13 protein-coding genes and 1 pseudogene are annotated in these 14,381 nt (G+C 62.3%); 2 read left to right on the forward strand and 12 right to left on the reverse strand.

All coding sequences use genetic code 11. The features are described 5' to 3' along the window. Positions 1-544: 544 nt before the first annotated feature. Entirely contained in the window at positions 545-1,438 is an 894-nt protein-coding gene (locus JQ574_RS21990) for a LysR family transcriptional regulator (protein WP_212032642.1), read from the reverse strand. Positions 1,439-1,470: 32 nt separating this feature from the next. After that, positions 1,471-2,436, reverse strand: a complete 966-nt coding sequence (gene trxB / locus JQ574_RS21995) for a thioredoxin-disulfide reductase (protein WP_212207684.1) — start codon at positions 2,434-2,436, stop codon at positions 1,471-1,473. Positions 2,437-2,748: 312 nt separating this feature from the next. On the opposite strand from trxB, the gene JQ574_RS22000 reads away from it, so the two are divergent. Beyond that, on the forward strand, positions 2,749-3,228 hold the full coding sequence (locus tag JQ574_RS22000) for an Lrp/AsnC family transcriptional regulator (RefSeq protein ID WP_192736745.1): 480 nt from the start codon (positions 2,749-2,751) through the stop codon (positions 3,226-3,228). A 129-nt stretch (positions 3,229-3,357) separates the two neighbouring features. Here the strand turns inward: JQ574_RS22000 and JQ574_RS22005 are convergent, their stop codons facing one another. The 6 genes and pseudogenes from JQ574_RS22005 to JQ574_RS22030 form a co-directional block, all read right to left on the reverse strand. Beyond that, the gene (locus tag JQ574_RS22005; RefSeq protein ID WP_212207815.1) at positions 3,358-3,771 is read right to left on the reverse strand and encodes a DoxX family protein; all 414 of its coding nucleotides are present in this window, start codon (positions 3,769-3,771) and stop codon (positions 3,358-3,360) included. Between the two features lie 214 nt (positions 3,772-3,985). Continuing rightward, positions 3,986-4,264, reverse strand: coding sequence for a hypothetical protein (locus JQ574_RS22010; RefSeq protein WP_212207685.1), 279 nt, complete (start codon positions 4,262-4,264; stop codon positions 3,986-3,988). An 81-nt stretch (positions 4,265-4,345) separates the two neighbouring features. Further along, positions 4,346-4,822: a transcription elongation factor GreA gene (gene greA, locus JQ574_RS22015; protein ID WP_212207686.1), complete on the reverse strand. Its 477-nt coding sequence runs from the start codon at positions 4,820-4,822 to the stop codon at positions 4,346-4,348. Positions 4,823-5,043: 221 nt separating this feature from the next. Further along, on the reverse strand, positions 5,044-8,508 hold the full coding sequence (carB, locus tag JQ574_RS22020) for a carbamoyl-phosphate synthase large subunit (RefSeq protein ID WP_212207687.1): 3,465 nt from the start codon (positions 8,506-8,508) through the stop codon (positions 5,044-5,046). A gap of 287 nt (positions 8,509-8,795) precedes the next feature. Continuing rightward, a pseudogene (locus JQ574_RS22025) lies at positions 8,796-8,870 on the reverse strand. 58 nt (positions 8,871-8,928) lie between these two features. Beyond that, a complete protein-coding gene (locus tag JQ574_RS22030; RefSeq protein ID WP_212207816.1) occupies positions 8,929-9,630 on the reverse strand; it encodes a class I SAM-dependent methyltransferase in 702 nt (233 codons plus the stop codon). Positions 9,631-9,753: 123 nt separating this feature from the next. On the opposite strand from JQ574_RS22030, the gene JQ574_RS22035 reads away from it, so the two are divergent. Beyond that, positions 9,754-10,284, forward strand: a complete 531-nt coding sequence (locus JQ574_RS22035; RefSeq protein ID WP_212383833.1) for a Dps family protein — start codon at positions 9,754-9,756, stop codon at positions 10,282-10,284. A 163-nt stretch (positions 10,285-10,447) separates the two neighbouring features. On the opposite strand, the gene JQ574_RS22040 is transcribed toward JQ574_RS22035, so the two are convergent. The 4 genes from JQ574_RS22040 to carA all read right to left on the reverse strand — a co-directional run bounded on the left by JQ574_RS22040 (position 10,448) and on the right by carA (position 14,294). Next, entirely contained in the window at positions 10,448-11,545 is a 1,098-nt protein-coding gene (locus tag JQ574_RS22040) for a mandelate racemase/muconate lactonizing enzyme family protein (RefSeq protein WP_212207689.1), read from the reverse strand. Positions 11,546-11,842: 297 nt separating this feature from the next. Beyond that, positions 11,843-12,370 (reverse strand): hypothetical protein, encoded by a 528-nt coding sequence (locus tag JQ574_RS22045; RefSeq protein ID WP_212207690.1) that lies wholly within the window; start codon positions 12,368-12,370, stop codon positions 11,843-11,845. A gap of 67 nt (positions 12,371-12,437) precedes the next feature. Further along, positions 12,438-12,932 (reverse strand): PaaI family thioesterase, encoded by a 495-nt coding sequence (locus JQ574_RS22050; RefSeq protein ID WP_212207691.1) that lies wholly within the window; start codon positions 12,930-12,932, stop codon positions 12,438-12,440. Between the two features lie 171 nt (positions 12,933-13,103). Further along, a complete protein-coding gene (gene carA, locus JQ574_RS22055) occupies positions 13,104-14,294 on the reverse strand; it encodes a glutamine-hydrolyzing carbamoyl-phosphate synthase small subunit (RefSeq protein ID WP_212207692.1) in 1,191 nt (396 codons plus the stop codon). Positions 14,295-14,381 lie beyond the last annotated feature (87 nt).

The following is a 14,381-nucleotide window of genomic DNA, read 5'->3' on the forward strand; positions in this document are numbered from 1 at the left end:
TTCGTGATCATGTGACGATGATGATGGCGCAACGGCGCGCTGTCAATCCGCGCACGCTCGATGACGTTTGTTTTACGGAAGAAGAAAAGATCTGGAGACGACGAAGGATCAGCTGAAATCATCTGCAGACGAAACGATCCGGAGAAGAAAAAAAGCCGGGCCCAAAAGAGCCCGGCTTAAGGTATTGGCCACGTGAGGCCGACACAATCACCTTCCAAGAGGGATTACTGAGCGCCCGCGCCACTGGAGGAGGGGGACATATGCGCGACACGATCGCTCAGCGTGTAAGCACTATGATCCCCATCTGCGGCTTGCGTAAACCGGTTAAGCCGCATGTCTGACATGCGGAGACCGGGGGCTTTATAAGAGCCGCTAATCGGGAAGGCGGGAAACGTCAGCCGCTGCGAAAGCGTTTTCGTGCGAAGCCCGTGCCGCACGTGATGCGGGATCGATACCGGCTCGCGTCAAGAAAACGCGTCAAAACAAGAATCTAGAGCTTCGGTTCTGATTCAATCAGAACCGAAATTCCAGTCAGACCGAAATGCTAGGAGGGCCAGCGCTGCGCCTTGCTCACAACGAAATCGCGGAACACCTGCACCCGCGCCACCGTCTTCAACTCTTCGGGATAGACGAAGTAGGTGTCGATCTGGATCGAGTCGGTCTCGCCGAACAGCTGCACCAGACGGTTGTTCTCCTCGACGAGGTAGTCGGGCAGGGCGGCGATGCCGAGCCCCTGCTGACAGGCCCTGACAAGACCAAGGATGTTGTTGACCTTGAAATAAGCCTCGCGCGGACCCGAGCCGTTGCGGCCGGCGTCGATCAGCCAGCTGCGGTTCTGCAGGTGCGGCGGCACCTGGGAATCGCCGAGCATGATGATGCGATGCGAGTCGAGGTCATCGAGGGTGCGCGGCGTGCCGAAGCGCTTGATGTATTCCGGCGAGCAATAGGCATGGAAGCCGATCGAGAACAGCTTGCGCTGGATCAGGTCCGGCTGGGTCGGCTTGCGGGTCCGGATCGCGACGTCGGCCTCGCGCATCGACAGATCGAGATCCTCGTCGGTCACGATCAGCGAGATGCGGATGTCCGGATAGAGGCTGGTGAACTCGTCGAGCCGCGGAATCAGCCAGTTGATGCCGAGCGCCGGCGGCGTGGTGATCTTGAGGTCGCCTGACGGCCGCTCGCGGCTGTCGGTGAGCTTGGCGCGCGCCGCCTGCAGCTGCATGAACACGTCATGCGCGGTGCGGAACAAGAGGTCGCCCTGTTCGGTGAGGATCAGCCCGCGCGCATGGCGATGGAACAGCGATACCGCAAGCTCCTGCTCCAGCGCCGAGACTTGCCGCGATACCGCCGATTGTGAAAGCCCGAGTTGCTCGCCGGCATGGGTGAAGCTGCCCGCTTCCGCCGCCGCGTGAAACACCTTCAGCTTGTCCCAATCCATGTCCGTGAATCCGTCCCGTGTTCGACGCGTAATCATTCTGCTGCCGCCCGATCACTCGCACGCAAGGCGAGAAAGCGCTCGGCCTCGAGGGCCGCCATACAGCCAAGGCCCGCGGCCGTGACCGCCTGCCGCCAGGTTTCGTCCGCGACGTCGCCGGCGGCGAACAGGCCGGGCACCGACGTCGCCGTCGAGTTCGGCGCCACCTCGACATAGCCGGAGGGTTTCAGTTTGACCTGGCCGGCGACGAGTTCGGTTGCCGGCGCGTGGCCGATGGCGATGAAGACGCCGTCCGCGGGCACCTCCGTCAGCGCGCCGCTCTTGACGTTTTTCAGGCGCACATGGGTGACCTTGCCTGGATTTTCGGTGCCGCAGATTTCGTCGATCGCACTGTCCCAGATCACCTTGATCTTCGGGTTCTTGAACAGGCGATCCTGCAGGATGCGCTCGGCGCGGAAATGATCGCGGCGATGCACGATGGTGACCTGCGAGGCGAAGTTGGTGAGGAACAGCGCTTCCTCGACCGCGGTGTTGCCGCCGCCGACCACCATGACTTCCTTGCCCCGATAGAAGAAGCCGTCGCAGGTCGCGCAGGCCGAGACGCCAAAGCCCTTGAACTTCTCTTCCGACGGCATGCCGAGCCAGCGCGCCTGGGCGCCGGTGGCAAGGATCACGGTTTCGGCGAGATAGACCTCGCCGCTGTCGCAGGTCAGACGGAACGGCCGCTGCGTGGTGTCGAGTTTGGTGACGAGATCGGTGACGAGCTTGGTGCCGACATGGGCCGCCTGTTTTTCCATCTGCTCCATCAGCCACGGACCCTGGATGACATCCGCAAAGCCCGGATAGTTTTCCACGTCGGTGGTGATGGTGAGCTGGCCGCCGGGCTGGATGCCCTGGATCAGCACCGGCTCAAGCATCGCCCGCGCGGCGTAGATCGCTGCGGTGTACCCGGCAGGGCCGGAACCGATAATGACGACCTTGGCATGGATAGGCGCGGGCATCGGCAGATTCCCTCTCTTTGGAGGATTTTGATGAGGACTTGTGCGAGGAAGCGCCGGGAAATGCGTCGCGCGGCGCTAAAAGTGTCAAATCCAAGTCTATGATATCTGGGTAGCCATGCAAGATTTGCAATTCAAATAAGCGAATTTTCCCCGGAACTGCGGTATTTTCTCCGGATTCACGCAAAATGGCGCAGTGCACGCGCAATAAAATTGCGCAATCGATGCCAGCTGCGCTAAGAGTGTTGCCTGCAAACACCTTCCCAAGCCAAACCAGCCCCAAAGAACCTAGGGAACCCAAAGGAACCGGACCGCGTGTCGAAGAATCTCGACGAGATCGACCTTAGAATTCTTTCCGAAATCCAGGCCGATGGCCGAATCACCAACGTCGAACTGGCCAAACGGGTCGGCATCTCGCCGCCGCCTTGCCTGCGCCGGGTCAGGACGCTGGAGGAAGAAGGCTACATCCAGGGCTACCGCGGCATGCTGGATCCGCGCCGGCTCGGCTTCGACGTCACCGTGTTTGCCTCCGTGCACCTGTCGAGCCAGGCCGAAGCCGACTTGCGCGCCTTCGAGGAATTTGTCCGCGCCGAGCCGCTGGTGCGCGAATGCTGGATGCTGTCGGGGGAGGTGGATTTCATCCTGAAATGCGTGGCGCCCGACATGGCGACGTTCCAGGATTTCGTCACCCATCTGACGTCGGCGCCCCATGTGCGCAATGTCAGGACGTCGCTGGTGCTGCACAATTCCAAATACGAGGCGGCGGTGCCGCTCGATTTGAAGGTGACGGGATAATGCTGCGCGCTATCCCGTCATTCCAGAGCGATGCGGAGCATCGAACCTCAGATGCGCAATTGCGCACCTGCGGTCTGGTCCTGCGGACCATCCCGGAATGACGGTATTAGCAAAAGTGCCGTTTGCTCCTCAGCTCTTCTTCCGCATGGCGTCGACGCTGATCGGTCCACCGCCGGCGGTCGACAGATAGAGGCAGGCGAAACAGAACAGGATCGCGAGCGTGCCGCCGTTGATGAGCGGATAAAAGCCCTTCGGCGCGTGACCCATGAAATAAGCAAAGGCCATCTCGCCGGCAAGAATGAAGGCGACGGGCCGTGTGAACAGTCCGAGCAGCAAGAGAGCGCCCAGAATCAACTCAATCGCACCGGCGGCTCCGGATAGCGACATCAACTCCACCTTGTTGAGAAAGGCGTAAGGATTACCCTGCGGAATTGTCGGAAACTTCAGAATCTTCGCGACGCCGAATTGAAACAGCAGCAGCCCGGTGATGAAGCGAAACAGGCTCAGTGCTGGCGGCTGGAATTTCGAAAGCAGCTTATCGATTGCGTCCATGTTGTCCCCCAAGTTGGATCGAGTTCCACTTGGTATCGCGTCGCGGCCTTAAGGAAAAGCGCGTGGCGGCCGGATTCCGATGACGTTTTGGCGAGCAGCACGGGATTCTACGGGAGTGCTGACTGTTTGCCACACCGCTGTGCCGGTTACCTCGAGGTGACTTTGCGGCACTGTGCCACCAGCGCAGAAACGCCGGGCACTGGAATCACTGCGTGCCGAGGCAGCGGATGGCTTTGGGCTGACAGGCAATGCCGATGTTGGAGCAGGTCGCGGGCTCATTCTTGGCGCCACGCGTGCAGTTGACGCAGTCGTCGGTCCAGCGGCTGCAGTTCGGCGGACCGGATTGCATCGAAAAATTGCCGGCGTCTTTGGGCGCTTTGCGCGGCGGAATCGCGAGTTCAGTCGCAGCCGAGATGTTGCATCCGGTGATCACGATCGTCAGCGCGAAAGCAAGGCACGCAACGAGATCGTGATCTGGCCGCATGCCGTCTTCCTCAAGGCGATGAACGCATCTCCCGGCCCCGGACCGGCGGGCAGTGCCCGCCGGGGCAAACCTGGCTCCAGCCTAGCGCCACTCGACCTTGGTGATCTCGTAGGCCTTGGCGCCGCCGGGCGCCATGACCTCGACGGTCGTGCCCTTCTTCTTGCCGATCAACGCGCGGGCCAGCGGCGAGGTGATGGAGATGCGGCCCTTCTTGGCATCGGCCTCCGGCTCGCCGACGATCTGCCACACTGCTTTCTTTTCGGTATCCTCGTCGACCAGCGTGACGGTGGCGCCGAACATGATGGTGTCGCCGGAGAGCTTCGAAATATCGATGATGTCGGCGCGCGCGAGCTTGTCTTCGATCTCGGCGATGCGGCCTTCATTATGCGACTGCTCTTCCTTGGCGGCGTGATATTCCGCGTTCTCCGAAAGGTCGCCATGCGAGCGCGCCTCGGCGATGTGCTCGATGATGCGCGGCCGGTCCACCGACTGGCGCTGCTTCAACTCGACCTCAAGCGCGGCATAGCCGCCGGCGGTCATCGGAACCTTTTCCATCATCTCTTCCGTCCTTCGCCCGTGCGAGCCGCTCCTTGAGAAGTTGCGCGCACGAAGCAGTCTTTCGATTTCGATTCGGAGCCATTCGGGCTCGAAACGCGAGCCCGCCAGCCTATTAATTTTCGGCCCCGTCAGGGGCCGATACAACTTCCAAACGAGCGGTGGGTTCCAGCCATATGGCTTTGTTGCCAATCGTTTAGCGGGCAATTTGGCCCGGCGAACGATCAGTTTTCGGAAAAGTAACTCTGCAGCGTGCGGACCTCAAGGTCTCCGCCCAGATAGGCGCGGATGCCCTGTGCGGCCGCCACAGCACCCGAAAGAGTGGTGTAATATGGCACTTTATGCAAGAGGGCAGCCCGTCGCAACGAACGGCTGTCGGCCAGCGCCTGCGGCCCCTCGGTGGTGTTGAAGACGAGCTGGATGTCGCCATTGGTGATCGCGTCGACGATATGCGGCCGGCCCTCCAGCACCTTGTTCACTTTTTCGGTCGGCACGCCCGAATCGGTGAGGAAGCGCTGGGTGCCCGATGTGGCCATCACTCTGAAGCCGAGCGAGTGCAGCAGCCGCACGGCGTCCGCGATGCGAGTCTTGTCGCTCTCGCGCACCGAAACGAACACGGTGCCCTTGCGTGGCACGCGGGTGCCGCCGCCGAGCTGGCTCTTGGCGAAGGCGACCTCGAACGAACGGTCGATGCCCATCACTTCGCCGGTCGAGCGCATCTCCGGACCGAGCACGGTATCGACACCGGGGAAGCGCGCGAACGGGAATACCGATTCCTTGACGCCGACATGGCCGAGCTTGCGCTTCTTCAGATTGAAGTCCGCGAGCTTCTCGCCGGCCATGATCCTTGCCGCGATCTTCGCCACCGGCGTGCCGACCACCTTGGCGACGAACGGCACGGTGCGCGACGCCCGCGGGTTGACCTCGAGCACGTAGATGTCGCCGTCCTTGATGGCGTATTGCACGTTCATCAGGCCGACCACGTCGAGGCCGAGCGCGAGTTCGCGGGTCTGCCGTTCGAGCTCGGTGATCATCGCACCATCCAGCGAATGCGGCGGCAGCGAACAGGCGGAATCGCCGGAGTGAATGCCGGCTTCCTCGATATGCTCCATGATTCCGACGACGAACGTGTCCTTGCCATCGCACAGGCAGTCGACGTCGATCTCGGTGGCGTCGGAAAGATAGCGGTCGAACAGTAGCGGGTTCTTGCCGAGCACGGTGTTGATCTGCCCGGTCTTGTCGTTGGGATAGCGCGCCTTGACGTCGGCCGGCACCAGCTCGGGCAGCGTGCCGAGCAGATAATTGTTGAGCTGCTCCTCCTCGCGGATGATCTGCATCGCGCGGCCGCCCAGCACATAGGACGGACGCACCACCAGCGGCAGGCCCAGATCGGCCGCCACCAGCCGCGCCTGCTCGACCGAATAGGCGATGCCGTTCTTGGGCTGCTTTAACCTTAGCTTGTCGAGCACGCGCTTGAAGCGGTCGCGGTCTTCGGCAAGGTCGATGGCGTCGGGCGAGGTGCCGAGGATTGGCACGTCGGCGGCTTCCAGCGCGCGCGCCAGTTTCAGCGGGGTCTGGCCGCCGAACTGCACGATCACGCCGTGCAGCGTGCCGTTGGTCCGTTCGGTGGCGATGATTTCCAGCACGTCCTCGGCGGTGAGCGGTTCGAAATAGAGCCGGTCCGCGGTGTCGTAGTCGGTCGACACGGTTTCCGGATTGCAGTTGACCATGATGGTCTCGTAGCCGGCGTCATGCAGCGCAAAGCAGGCGTGGCAGCAGCAATAGTCGAACTCGATGCCCTGGCCGATCCGGTTCGGCCCGCCGCCGAGGATGATGACCTTCTTCTTGTCGGACGGCGCGCTCTCGTCGGCAAGATTTCCGGCAAAAGGCGATTCATAGGTTGAATACATATAAGCAGTCGGCGAGGCGAACTCCGCCGCGCAGGTGTCGATGCGCTTGAACACCGGGCGAACCCCGAGCGCGTGGCGTTTGGCGGTCACGTCGGCCTCAGTGGCTTCTGCAAGCACGGCGAGCCGCGCGTCGGAAAAGCCCATCGCTTTCAGCGTCCGCATGCCGAACGCGTTGCCGGGCAGGCCGTTCGCCTTGATCTTGGCTTCCATGTCGACGATGCCGCGCATCTCGGCGAGGAACCAGGGATCGATCTTGCAGGAATTGAAGATCTCTTCATTGGACCAGCCGAGCCGCATCGCCTGGGCGACCTGCAGGATGCGGTTGGGCGTCGGCGTGCCCAACGCGGCGCGGACCGCGTTCTTGTCGTCGCCGCGGCCGAGGTCCTCGATCTCGATTTCATCGAGACCGGTGAGCCCGGTCTCGAGCCCGCGCAGCGCCTTCTGCAGGCTCTCCTGGAAGGTGCGGCCGATCGCCATCACTTCGCCGACCGACTTCATCGACGTGGTCAAAGTGTGGGAGGCGCCGGGGAATTTCTCGAACGCAAAGCGCGGTATCTTGACGACGACGTAATCGATGGTCGGCTCGAACGAGGCCGGCGTGGCGCCGCCGGTGATGTCGTTGGCGATCTCGTCCAGCGTATAGCCGACCGCGAGCTTGGCCGCGACCTTTGCAATCGGAAAGCCGGTGGCCTTCGACGCAAGGGCAGAAGAGCGCGACACGCGCGGGTTCATTTCGATCACGACCATGCGGCCGTCGGCCGGGTTGATGCCGAACTGCACGTTGGAGCCGCCGGTCTCGACCCCGATCTCGCGCAGCACCGCCAGCGAGGCGTCGCGCATGATCTGGTATTCCTTGTCGGTCAGCGTCAGGGCCGGCGCGATGGTGATGGAATCGCCGGTATGCACGCCCATCGGATCGAGGTTTTCGATCGAGCAGATGATGATGCAATTGTCCTTTTTATCGCGCACCACCTCCATCTCGTACTCTTTCCAGCCGAGCACGCTTTCCTCGATCAGCACCTCGTTGGTCGGAGAGGCGTCGAGCCCGCGCTCGATGATGTCGAGGAACTCTTCCTTGTTGTAGGCAATGCCGCCGCCGGTGCCGCCCATGGTGAAGGAGGGGCGGATAATCGCAGGCAAACCGATTTCGGACAGCGCCATCAGCGCCTCGCCGAACGCGTGCTCCTGATAGCGCTTGCGGCGTTCGTTTTCGCCGAGCGTCCATTGCCGCTCGAGTTCTTCCAGCGCATCGCCCGACAGTTTCTCTCGCTCGGCGAGGTATTTGTCGCGGTAGGACTTCTTCAGCGCCGAGGCGTTGGCCAGCCGCGATTTTGGCGTCTCCAGACCGATCTTGGTCATGGCCTCGCGAAACAGCTGGCGGTCCTCGGCCTTGTCGATGGCGTCAGCGGTGGCGCCGATCATTTCGACGTCGAACTTGTCGAGTGTGCCCTGGCGGCGCAGCGACAGCGCGCAATTCAGCGCGGTCTGGCCGCCCATGGTCGGCAGCAGTGCAAAGCCGCCGGGAATGACGTGGCGTTCTTTTTCGATGATCTTGCCGACGATTTCCGGCGTGATTGGCTCGATATAGGTGGCATCGGCCAGTTCCGGGTCGGTCATGATCGTCGCCGGATTGGAATTGACCAGGACGACCCGGTAGCCCTCTTCCTTTAGCGCCTTCACCGCCTGGGTGCCTGAATAGTCGAATTCGCAGGCCTGGCCGATCACGATGGGGCCGGCGCCGATGATCAGGATGGTGGAGATGTCGGTTCTTTTGGGCATCAGGTCTCGCGGACTGGAATTTGGGCACAAAAAAAGGGCGCGCATGCTGCGCGTCCCCTAAGCCAAGAGCGCGGGTTACCCTCGCGCGCGGGTGGTCTTTAGACCAGATTCCGCACCCGCGAAACCCCCAAAAGCGGGCCATCAACCGGCAAATTGGCTATTTTGGGCTGCGGCTTGGTGAGTTGGGAAAGGCTGGCCGAGGCCCGACTTCGCCCTTCGGGCTACGTCGCGGCAGCCTTCGCTACGACGGGGCTTGCCGAGCCGTAGCTTGCGCAGCAAGCGAAGGCTGGAGGCCCGGCCTGGACTTGAACCAGGATAAGAACGTTGCATCGTTCTCGCGTTGTCGCTTCCGCCACCGGGCCAAGGCGATCATTACCGATCACGGGCGGGTGAGCTACGTTTACCTTTTATTAACCCTAACTAGCGCACCGATGGGTGGTGGGCGATGAAGGTCATCCTCCAGGGGTTGTGGCCGATATTTGTCTGCGCGCGCGAAGCGGCGAAGCCGGCCCGCGTCAGCTTGGCGATCATCTCGCTTTCGCTGTAGCGTTGCAGGCCGACACGGGTGCGCAATTGCCGGTAGTCCGACAGCGCGGTTGAGGCGAGGCCGTAGAGCGCGTCCGTCAGGAAGCCGTGGGCGCTTGCGAATTTCAACAGCGCCAGCACGTCTCGCCCCATGCCGACCTCGGGCCGCAGGATATCGCCCAGCACCAGCCGCCCGCTCGGCTTCAACAGCCGGCGAACGACCGCGAATGCGGAATCCAGCTCTTGCTGCGTCATGTATTGCGCCACCGAGTTCATGACGACGAGATCGATCGACTGCGCGTCCATACTCCGGAGCTCATCCAGCGAACGGACGCGGATCTTGGTGTTCGGCGCAAAGCGCGCGATCAGCCGGCCGCGCACGCCGGGGGCGGGTTCGGCGAGATAGAGTTTTGCGCAGGCGTCCGCCACCTTGGCCGCCGACAGCGCCTCGCCGCAGGCATAGTCCAGCACCACGGCGTCAGGGGTTGAGATGTAGCCGATGATGTCGCGCGCGATGATCTGGAAATGCAGGTCTCGATGAAGCTTGCTCGCATAGATCGTATGCGTGGAATCGTAATAGTCGATCCATTCGTCCATCGGGGCTGCGTCCGGCAAACAGGGGTTTCCGGCAAGGAACCGCCGGGAAAGTGATGCGTCAGGGTGTTCGGCGGCCAATGTCCAATGCCACCGCTGTCCGGTTTCCTAACAGGAAGGTTCAACGTGAGCAAAGCCAACAAATCCGAAAAAGTGTCCCCCGATCTCGATACGCCGACCGATCTGCCGCAGGCCGCGGTGGACAAGATTTCGGCGTCGCTCAACGTGCTGCTGGCCGACGCCTTCGCACTCTACATGAAGACCAAGAATTTCCACTGGCACGTCTCCGGCCGGCATTTTCGCGACTACCATCTGATGCTGGACGAGCAGGCGGAGGCGATCTTCGGTACCACCGATCAGCTCGCCGAGCGGGTGCGCAAGCTTGGCGGCATCACGCTGCGTTCGATCGGGCAGATCGCAAAGCTGCAGACCATTCAGGACAACAACGAGGCTTACGTCCCGCCGCGCGAAATGCTGCGCGAATTGATGGAGGACAACAAGCACATGGCCGCCGCCATGCGCAAAGCCCACAAGCTTTGCGACGACCACGAAGATACCGGCACCGCGCAGTTGCTCGAATTGTTCGTCGACGAGACCGAGCGCCGCACCTGGTTCCTGTTCGAAGCCAGCCGTCAGGAAAGCGCCAACGCGGCGTGAGATTGCTTCTTCCCCTTCTCCCCTTGTGGGAGAAGGTGGCGCGAAGCGCCGGATGAGGGGTTCTCTCCTCACGATAAATCTTACGGTGTGGATAGAACCCCTCATCCGTCGCGCTTCGCGCGCCACCTTCTCCCACAAGGGGAGAAGGGAAAAGAGTATGCCGCTAAATCCTGTGCTTCAGCACCTCTTCCTTGAACTGCAGCCCATGTCCCGGCCGCTCCGGCGCGGTGATCATGCCGTTGGCAATTTGCGGCGGATCGACCCAGAGGTCGTCGATCAGCCCCATGTTCTCGCACCAGATGCCGTTCGGGATCGAGGCCAGGAGGTGCACGTTGAGTTCGGGAAACAGATGCGGCGCGATGGTGATGCCCCAGGTGTCTGCAAGGGCTGCGATCTTGCGCAGGTCCGTCATGCCGCCGCGCATCGGGTCGGGCTGCAGGATCGGCAGGCAGGGATTGATAAAGAACGGCCTTAGATCGTAGCGCGTGAAATGGGTCTCGCCGCCGACGACGCGCATGTCGAGAGCTGCGGCAATGCGCTGGTAGCCGGCGAAATCGTCGGCCGGCACCGGCTCCTCGAGCCAGTAGATATCGTACTTTTCGAATTTGCGTCCCATCTCGATCGCGACGTCGGCGCTCCAGCCCATATTGACGTCGATCATGATGTCGATGTCGGGCCCGAGCGCCTCGCGCATGCGGCGTACATTATCGAGGTCCTGCGCGGGCGTGTGCACATGCGCGACCTGCATCTTGATCGCCTTGTAGCCCTGCTTCACGAAGTGCAGCGCCTTCTCGATCATGCCGTCGCCGCCGGCGCCGCGGAAGCAGCCCGAGCCGTAGATCGGGATTTCAGAGCGATAATGACCCCACAACCGGTGCAGCGGCAGGCCGGCGCGCTTGCCGACCGCGTCCCACAGCGCGATGTCGATCGCCGACATCGCCATCGCGGCGATGCCGCCGCGGCCATAGGTCATCGTCGCCGTCCACAGATCGCGCCAGATCGCCTCGATCGCGGTGGCGTCCTTGCCCTTCACGCGCGGGATGATGCACTCCTCGAGACACGCCGCGATCGACTTCATGCCCGGGCGGAACACGAACAGATAGCCCATGCCGGTGACGCCGCCTGCGGTCTCGACTTCGCAGATCAGGATGTCGCGCGTCGGGCCCAGCGCGTGTCCCTTGAGCGAGGGATCGTCGGCCCAGGGCAGGCGCAGCATCGTCACGGTGATGTCGCGGATGGTCATGTCTGGGTTGGCTGTCATTGGACGTTTCCCTGTGCTGGCCGGATCACGTTGGCCTGATCTCGGACAGGGAAAGTCAATCACATAACGGCGGCGCTGATCCAGCACCGTGCGTCATGCCTCCAATGCGGGACTCTATTTTGTTTGCCCTCTCCCCTTGTGGGATCGAGACGAGCGAAGCTCGCTCTTGGGGTGGCTTCGCGAAGCGAAGACGGGTGAGGGGTTCTCTCCTCGCGGCAAGATTTCCAGATGCGGATAGAAACCCCTCATCCGGCGCTTCGCGCCACCTTCTCCCACAAGGGGAGAAGGAAGGAAGTGTCAGCCGCGCTTCCACAGTTTTACAAGCGGTCCATTCGTCCCCATCACCGGATCGGCCTTCGGCAGCTTCACTTCCGGAATCGTCTTCAACGCCTTCGCGTGATTCTCCGGCGTCGCGCGGGTGATCTCGACCGGCGGGCCGGGCGGATAGGCGCCGACGACGGAGAAATCGGCGCTGCAAGACAGACACTGATGCCCGGTGCCCGCGGGCAGGATCGCGACGTCGCCGGCCGCGATCGCGAGATCCGTGCCATTGTCGCCGCCGAACCGAACGACGGCGTTGCCACGGGCGACGCCGAGCACTTCGTGCACGGTCGCGTGGTAGTGCAGATAATCATAGACGCCGTTGCGCCACATCGCGCCCCAGCCATTGGCGCCGAACAGGCCCTCGATGGTCTTTTCGGGATGATCGTTGTCGACGTCGACCGCGCGCTTGTAGACCAGGAACGGCATCTTGCTGTTCGGCACCAGGCCGTCATCGACGAAGTCGAAGGTGAGCGGCTGAAGGTCTTCGCTGACGACGGACATGATCGTTCTCCCACGTACAAACCATACGTCGGGATTCAACCGCTGTCAGGGCCTCGCGTTCCCAGTCTCATCCCTTCGGGATTTCAAACACCAGACAGGTCGTGGTGGCGTGGGCGAGCAGGCGGCCCTTGGAATCGGTGATGCGCGCTTCCGCGGTAGCGGCGCGGCGGCCGACGCTGAGCGTGCGGCCCTCCGACTTCACAGGGCCGGTGTCTTTGGTCATGCCCTTGATGAAGGAAATCTTGAATTCCAGCGTGGTGTAGCCGGTGCCGGCCGGCAGCGTGGTGTGGACGGCGAGCCCCATCGCGGAATCCAGCAGGATCGCGGCGTAGCCGCCATGCACCGAGCCGATCGGGTTGTAGTGCCGGAAGCCCGGCACGCTGTGAAAGGTCACGACGCCGTTCTCGGCGGTGGAATCGAACGGCTCGACATTCTCCATGATCGGCGGCGCCGGCAATCTGCCCTCGAAGATCGCGCGGACGAATTCGAGACCCGTCATCGACGCCATCACGCTGGTCGGCGTCACGCCGTATTCGACCTTGGGGGCGGGGGCGGTGTCCATTGGGCGGTTCCTGTTTAATATTACCGACATCATACTAAGACTTTAGACGGCAATCCAGTGACAGATTGTCATATGCGGACGACAGATTGTCATGCCCGGACTTGATCGGGGCATCCATCAATCTTCAAAGTGGATGGATTGCCGGGTCAAGCCCGGCAAAGACGGTGGCGCTTACGCCCGCTTGTTCGCCCGCATCAGATCCGCGAACCGCTTGAACAGGTAATGCGAATCCCGCGGCCCGGGCGAGGCTTCCGGGTGGTACTGCACGGAAAATACCGGCTTGCCGTCGAGCTGGATGCCGCAATTGGAGCCGTCGAACAGCGAGATGTGGGTCTGCGTGGCGCCCTTGGGCAGCGTGTCCTGGTCCACCGCAAAGCCGTGGTTCATGGACGTGATTTCCACCTTGCCGGTGGTCTCGTCCTTGACCGGATGATTGGCGCCGTGATGGCCCTGATGCATCTTCTTGGTCCTGGCGCCGACGGCGAGGCCCAGCATCTGGTGGCCGAGACAGATGCCGAAGGTCGGCGTGCCCGAATCGATCACCTGCTTGATCACGGGCACCGCGTATTTGCCGGTCTCGGCAGGATCGCCGGGGCCGTTGGAGAGAAACACGCCGTCCGGCTTCATCGCCAGAATGTCTTCGGCCGACGTTGTCGCCGGCACCACCGTGATCTTGCAGCCTTCGCCGGCGAGCAGCCGCAGGATGTTGCGCTTGATGCCGTAGTCGATCGCGACCACGTTGAATTCGGGCGCGGTCTGGCGGCCAAAGCCCTTTTCCCAGCCCCACGGCGTCTCGTCCCAGGTGAAGCGCTGGGCGGAAGTTACCATCGGCACCAGGTCCATGCCTTCGAGGCCGGGCCATTCGCGCGCTTCTTCCTTGAGGCCGTGCAGGTCGAACTTGCCGTCCTTGGCGTGCGCGATCACGGCATTCGGCATGCCCTTGGAGCGGATCAGCGCGGTCAGCGCGCGGGTGTCGATGCCGGAAAGGCCGATGATGCCGCGCGCCCTCAGCCATCCGTCGAGATGTTTCGCCGAGCGGTAGTTCGAAGGATCTGATATGGCGGAGCGCAGGATCACGCCGCGCGCGCCCGGCGTCGCCGCCATGTTCACCGTCTCGATATCCTCGTCGTTGGTGCCGACGTTGCCGATATGTGGGAAGGTGAAGGTGATGAGCTGCCCGGCATAGGAGGGATCGGTGAGGATCTCCTCATAACCGGTCATCGCGGTGTTGAAGCAGACTTCGCCGACCGCCTGGCCTTCCGCGCCGAGGCCAAAGCCTTCCAGCACGGTGCCATCGGCGAGCACGAGGAGCGCGGTCGGTTTGAGGTCCGGCCAGGCTGACGAGTTTTCAGGGATTGTCATGAGCGCATTACATAGTCGGCGTACCCCGCCGCGTGAACCCCCAAAAACGCGGATTCACACGCGTTTCACTGCATATTTGACAGGCTG

It is taken from the genome of Bradyrhizobium sp. AUGA SZCCT0158 (assembly GCF_018130065.1).
In the GTDB taxonomy this organism is placed as follows: Bacteria; Pseudomonadota; Alphaproteobacteria; order Rhizobiales; family Xanthobacteraceae; genus Bradyrhizobium.

Bases quoted from the DNA above. Each gene is read 5' to 3' on its own strand.
- trxB (WP_212207684.1), bottom strand. From the start codon at position 2,436: ATGCCCGCGCCTATCCATGCCAAGGTCGTCATTATCGGTTCCGGCCCT.
- JQ574_RS22050 (WP_212207691.1), bottom strand. From the start codon at position 12,932: ATGGACACCGCCCCCGCCCCCAAGGTCGAATACGGCGTGACGCCGACC.
- JQ574_RS22010 (WP_212207685.1), bottom strand. From the start codon at position 4,264: ATGCGGCCAGATCACGATCTCGTTGCGTGCCTTGCTTTCGCGCTGACG.
- JQ574_RS22045 (WP_212207690.1), bottom strand. From the start codon at position 12,370: ATGTCCGTCGTCAGCGAAGACCTTCAGCCGCTCACCTTCGACTTCGTC.
- JQ574_RS22040 (WP_212207689.1), bottom strand. From the start codon at position 11,545: ATGACAGCCAACCCAGACATGACCATCCGCGACATCACCGTGACGATG.
- carB (WP_212207687.1), bottom strand. From the start codon at position 8,508: ATGCCCAAAAGAACCGACATCTCCACCATCCTGATCATCGGCGCCGGC.
- carA (WP_212207692.1), bottom strand. From the start codon at position 14,294: ATGACAATCCCTGAAAACTCGTCAGCCTGGCCGGACCTCAAACCGACC.
- JQ574_RS22030 (WP_212207816.1), bottom strand. From the start codon at position 9,630: ATGGACGAATGGATCGACTATTACGATTCCACGCATACGATCTATGCG.
- greA (WP_212207686.1), bottom strand. From the start codon at position 4,822: ATGATGGAAAAGGTTCCGATGACCGCCGGCGGCTATGCCGCGCTTGAG.
- JQ574_RS21990 (WP_212032642.1), bottom strand. From the start codon at position 1,438: ATGGATTGGGACAAGCTGAAGGTGTTTCACGCGGCGGCGGAAGCGGGC.